This is a genomic window from Pedobacter glucosidilyticus DSM 23534 (genome assembly GCF_000425145.1).
GTDB classification, from domain to species: Bacteria; Bacteroidota; Bacteroidia; order Sphingobacteriales; family Sphingobacteriaceae; genus Pseudopedobacter; species Pseudopedobacter glucosidilyticus.
Window position 1 is genome coordinate 1 of sequence record NZ_AULF01000069.1, and the last position, 1,215, is coordinate 1,215.

Below are 1,215 nucleotides of genomic sequence, written 5' to 3' on the forward strand. Positions count from 1 at the left end.
TGACCTCCTCCCTATAAACTGATCAGTCTAAAGTAGAGTTTCGGGCGTATTTTCATGCAATATAATAAATTCCTGTGGAGATAAATCATCTAAGGAGCTATGGGGACGGAAATGGTTGTATTCCCATCTCCAGTCCTCGATTTTGTTTTTAGCATCTTCCATATCCATAAACCAGTTTGTGGAAAGACATTCATCTCTGAACTTGCCATTAAATGATTCCACGTATGGGTTGTCTGTAGGTTTTCCGGGTCTTGAGAAATCAAGGGTAACTTTGTTTTGATATGCCCAACGATCCACTTCCTTCGAAATAAATTCGCTGCCATTGTCACATTGGATCCGTTCTGGCAATAATCCCTCACACAGGGCAATGCTATCCAGTTCCTGCTTTACATCTTCGCCTTTTAAGGATTTACCGACCAGTAAGGAAAGACATTTTTTACTATAATTATCCACTACAGCCAAAATCCTAAAACGGGAGCCATTGAACAGGGCATCCTGTACAAAATCCATGCTCCAAACCCGGTTTATTGCTGGAGTGTCAAGTCTTTCTAACCGATGGGCCGCACTCCGGCTCCTTCTGGGACGCTTACTCCTAAGGTTTAAACCCTCCTGCTTATAAATCCTGTAAACACGTTTATGGTTATCGGTAAAACCTTCTCTCTTGAGCAAAACAAAAATCCGCCAGAAACCATACCGTACACGGCTAAGGGCTATGTCACGAATGCGCAGCCGTATATGTGCATCCTCTCTGGGATGGTGCCGATAATAATACATTGAGCTGGAAAGAGAGACCATACGGCAGGCCCGACGACCGGAAATACGGTATTGATCCTGCAGCCATACCGCTGCCTGTTTACGGAATACGGGCTTCAAAGCTTTTTTTTTATCACATCCTGCAACATTTGCTTGTCCAGGCTAAGGTCAGCAACCAGTTTTTTTAATTGGCTATTCTCCTCTTCAAGCTGCCGTAAACGCCGAAGCTCGCTTACTCCAAGCCCGCCATACTTCTTCTTCCAGTTAAAAAACGTAGCCTGGGAAATACCCATCTTCCTGCAGATCTCTTCTACACGAGTTCCAGTCTCTGACTGTTTCAAAGCAAAGGCTATCTGGGCCTCCGTAAATTTTGATTTTTTCATCGCAATTATTTGTTTCAAGTTATAAATAATTGCCCTGCTTCTCTAATTTTGATCGTTGCTGTTTTGTGGGAGGAGGTCA

1 protein-coding gene is annotated in these 1,215 nt (G+C 43.5%); it reads right to left on the reverse strand.

Annotated elements, in window-relative coordinates; translation table 11 throughout:
* Positions 1-27: 27 nt before the first annotated feature.
* Positions 28-1,136, reverse strand: a protein-coding gene (locus tag H510_RS0112890) for an IS3 family transposase (RefSeq protein WP_425413804.1) whose coding sequence is annotated in 2 segments (ribosomal slippage) — positions 28-887 and positions 887-1,136 — 1,110 coding nt in all. Because the reading frame shifts where the segments join, the coding sequence is not laid out codon by codon here.
* Positions 1,137-1,215: the final 79 nt, after the last annotated feature.